Below are 3659 nucleotides of genomic sequence, written 5' to 3'. Positions count from 1 at the left end.
GCGCCAGCTACTAATCGTGATCCTGATACTTCTGCAAAAGCAGTATTAATAACATTATTATTTGCAATTTTATCCAAATCATCGCCACCAATAGCAATAGATGCTGCACCTTCTGCACGGGTATCACCACCGATTGCTAAAGATTGGTCACCAGAAGCCGAAGCTTTATAACCTAATGCCACAGACTGACCACCGGTTTTTTCGCCAAGATTAGTGATGGTTCCATTTTTTGCATCTCGAGTTGGGTTGTAACCCGCCGAAGTAATCAACCAATTGCAGTGCTGTCTTTAGATGCAACTGCTGCATAACCGTTTACAGTCGCACCGCCATCGATAGCTTGTGAGTGCCCACCAATTGCTATAGACCAAGCACCACCTGCACTTGCATTATAACCGCCAGCAAAAGTGCCACTACCATTGCTCACAGCGTTACTTCCAATGGCTGTTGCTTCGCCCGTCATAGTTCTAGCATTAAAACCAACAGCAACATTATTCAAACGATTATTTGTAGTAGCGTTTACATCATTTGTAGTAGCGTTTACACCACAAGCTAAAGATGTTCTATCTGAAGCACTCGCACCATTTGCACTAGCAGTACCATCTCCTTGTACCGTATGACAAACTGCTGCCACAGCTTCTGACACAGGCAAAAGTGCGCCACCTGCAATAAAGGGGACATTCAGCAATACAGCACCAAAGGCAGTTGCCATTAAAGAATAGGCTTTATGTGTGTAAGAACTTGTTTCCGCAGATTGATCCACCGTTGTTGCAGAAGATTTTCCTTTAGCCTTTGCGAATTCAGTCACAGCAGTAAAGGTGCCTGTGGATTTGTTAAAAACAACCTTGTAAATCTTATTCATAAAAATACCTTCTTGTAGGTAGACTAAGATAAAGGAATGATGCCAGTCAAACACTCACCAGCTCATCAAGCCTACTCATTGAGAAATTAGCTCACCCTTTGGATTTTTCACCGAACAACAGACGGATTTATCCTAGAGTTTTATGCTAACTATTATAAGAGAAACACAAATCAAGAGCTTTTTAGTTTTGTTTTATTTATTGTATTTGGTAAATCATTTAGTTTAATTTTATATATAACATGCAAAAAAAACCTACATTATTATGACTTAATGTATAGTTTTGTAACATTGTTTTTATAAATCAACAAATGATTGCTCATACATTAACCAAGTATTTCGCCAACTTTAGCGGCGATGTCTTGAGCTAACGACTGGCATAATGCCTCATCTTGGCATTCCACCATCACACGAATGACAGGCTCTGTGCCAGATTTACGAATCAGCAGGCGACCTTGACCAGCCAAAGTCTGCTCCGCCTGCTCAAAGATAGCGACCAGCTCAGCATTATCATATGGGTCAGACATCTGCGCCAGACGGACATTGACGAGCGTCTGAGGGAATGGCGTATAGCCGTCGGTCAGTGTGCTTAATTTTACATCACGCTCGACCATGCACATGAGCACCTGCAATCCTGCCACGATGGCATCGCCCGTGCGGCTCTTATCTAGACATAAGATATGACCTGATGGCTCGCCGCCGATACTCCAACCTTTGGTTTCAAGGTCTTGCATCACATAACGATCCCCAACCTTGGCACGGTGGAATCCAATACCACGTTCCGCTAAAGTCAGCTCTAACGCCACGTTACTCATGAGCGTACCCACCACGCCGGCAGGTTTTAGATGATTTGCCAGAATGTATAGCACAGCATCGCCATCAACGATAGCGCCCTGCTCATCTACCATGATGATGCGATCGCCATCACCGTCTAGTGCGATACCAACATCAGCGCCATGTTCTAGCACGGCCTTTTGAAGGGTCTCGGGGTGAGTCGATCCGCAGTTATCATTGATATTCACACCATCAGGCGTATTATGAATCGCAATGACCTCTGCACCAAGTTCACGGAGCACACGAGGCGCTACGCTATAGCCTGCACCATTGGCACAATCCACCACGATTTTTAGTGAATTTAGGCTCAAATGATACGGAAAGCTGCCTTTGCAGTATTCGATATAACGCCCCTTGGCGTCCTCAACCCGAAAGCTCTTACCAATGCCATCTGCCTTGATGCCTGCAAGTCTAGACAGGCGTGCATCAGTGTCACCAACCAAGGCATCCAATTCTAGGTTAATGGCGTTTTGGATCTCGTCAGAGATTTTCTTGCCTTCGTGAGAGAAGAATTTCACGCCATTATCTTGATAGGGATTATGCGATGCTGAGATGACCGCACCCATGTCCGCATGGAAGCTCTTCACCAGATGCGCAATCGCAGGCGTCGGCAACGGGCCTAGCATATACACATCCACGCCTGCCGCGTTAAATCCCGCCTGCAGTGCCGCCTCAATAACATAACCCGATAGACGCGTGTCTTTACCGATCAGTACGCTTGGGCGTTTTTTTGAATTGCCGGCGCGCTCCACCAACACTCGTCCCGCACCAAAACCCAAACGCAACAAAAAATCAGGCGTGATCGGGAATACACCAAATTCTCCACGAATACCATCAGTGCCAAAATAACTCATGCTTATCCTCCAAAACATACAATCATATTCAAAAAATATATCGGCGAATTATATCACAGCAATTCCTTTGAAAATGTAAGTATTTGCTAACCATTCGTGAATATTCAGTCAAAAAAAGCACATACTCAACCCTTAACAATTCATCAATCAAGCAAAATCCTCAGCAATGTGATACTCTTTGATTTTTAAGCCTCAATAATCAACCATTAATCATGCTCTCACACCCTACTACCAGACTAAAAATACGCGCAACGTGGTTATGCTTGCTGCTTATTCTGTTCATGTTTATAAGTCAGACAGCTTACGTCTGGCTATTTGGGCGCGTGTTAGGTCTTAGTCTCATGGCGGGCAGCCGTCACGGCGTGGTGGTCAGCCTGAGCATCATGACGAGTGCTTTGACTTTAAGTGTCATTGGTCTCATTATGGCTAGATGCCATGCTCGTGATGGGCTGACAGAATGGCTGGGTTTTCGCCCTTTTTATTGGCGGCATTTGGCGGTATGCACTTGGTGGCTTGCGCTATTCTTGGTGGTTAGTGAATTTATCACACATGCACTGGGTCGTGCGCCGATGACTTTCATGGATGGCATGATGAGTACAGCGAATCTACCACTACTTATCCTAGCGACTGTCGTGATCGCACCCATCTATGAGGAATTGATTTTTCGCGGCGTGATGTTCGGGTTAGTCAAAGACGCGATTCATCCCAATAACCCTTATAACTCGCTCATAGCCAGCTTGATCACGAGTGCACTGTTTGCGTTAGTTCATGTGCAGTATGGTGCGTTTGAGATGGGTGAGATTTTTGGCTTGGCGATGATTTTTTGTTATGCGAGGATACACTGCGACTCGCTAATCGCACCGACGCTACTGCATATTCTAAATAATGGCCTGGCGATGGCGGTGTATTTATTTTATGTGTAATATTTAAAATGCTCAAAACAAAAAAACGGAACTTTCGCTCCGTTTTTTTATTGAATTCACATCAGATTATTGTTTTACCGCTTCTACTTGAATGTCGATTCGGACTTTTTTTGCCTTGCCCATCGCTACCAGATAATCTATATCCCATTTAGTGATGTCGATGGTCGTTCTAAAGTCGCCACCGCACACCTC

At 44.8% G+C, this 3659-nt stretch carries 3 protein-coding genes and 1 pseudogene; 1 reads left to right on the top strand and 3 read right to left on the bottom strand.

The genetic code is table 11. The annotated features are described in order from the left end of the window. From GY683_RS04330 to glmM, 3 genes and pseudogenes are all read right to left on the bottom strand, one after another. Positions 1 to 269 (bottom strand): annotated as a pseudogene (locus GY683_RS04330) (hypothetical protein); the annotation flags it as partial. Next, the gene (locus tag GY683_RS04325; protein ID WP_297287578.1) at positions 266 to 859 is read right to left on the bottom strand and encodes an ESPR-type extended signal peptide-containing protein; all 594 of its coding nucleotides are present in this window, start codon (positions 857 to 859) and stop codon (positions 266 to 268) included. The gene GY683_RS04325 and the pseudogene GY683_RS04330, both read right to left, overlap by 4 nt. Before the next feature lie 323 nt (positions 860 to 1182). Then, complete coding sequence (gene glmM / locus GY683_RS04320; protein WP_297287577.1) at positions 1183 to 2544, bottom strand: phosphoglucosamine mutase; 1362 nt, start codon at positions 2542 to 2544, stop codon at positions 1183 to 1185. A gap of 212 nt (positions 2545 to 2756) precedes the next feature. Between glmM and GY683_RS04315 the strand changes: the two genes are divergently transcribed. Continuing rightward, positions 2757 to 3467: a CPBP family intramembrane glutamic endopeptidase gene (locus GY683_RS04315; protein ID WP_297287576.1), complete on the top strand. Its 711-nt coding sequence runs from the start codon at positions 2757 to 2759 to the stop codon at positions 3465 to 3467. Positions 3468 to 3659 lie beyond the last annotated feature (192 nt).

This window comes from Moraxella sp. (assembly GCF_024227015.1).
Lineage (GTDB): Bacteria > Pseudomonadota > Gammaproteobacteria > Pseudomonadales > Moraxellaceae > Moraxella.
Note: the sequence above shows the minus strand (reverse complement) of the source record. Positions and strands in the feature narration are given on the sequence as shown.

Coding starts and splice junctions, on each gene's coding strand:
- GY683_RS04325 (WP_297287578.1), bottom strand. CDS start 859: ATGAATAAGATTTACAAGGTTGTTTTTAACAAATCCACAGGCACCTTT.
- glmM (WP_297287577.1), bottom strand. CDS start 2,544: ATGAGTTATTTTGGCACTGATGGTATTCGTGGAGAATTTGGTGTATTC.
- GY683_RS04315 (WP_297287576.1), top strand. CDS start 2,757: ATGCTCTCACACCCTACTACCAGACTAAAAATACGCGCAACGTGGTTA.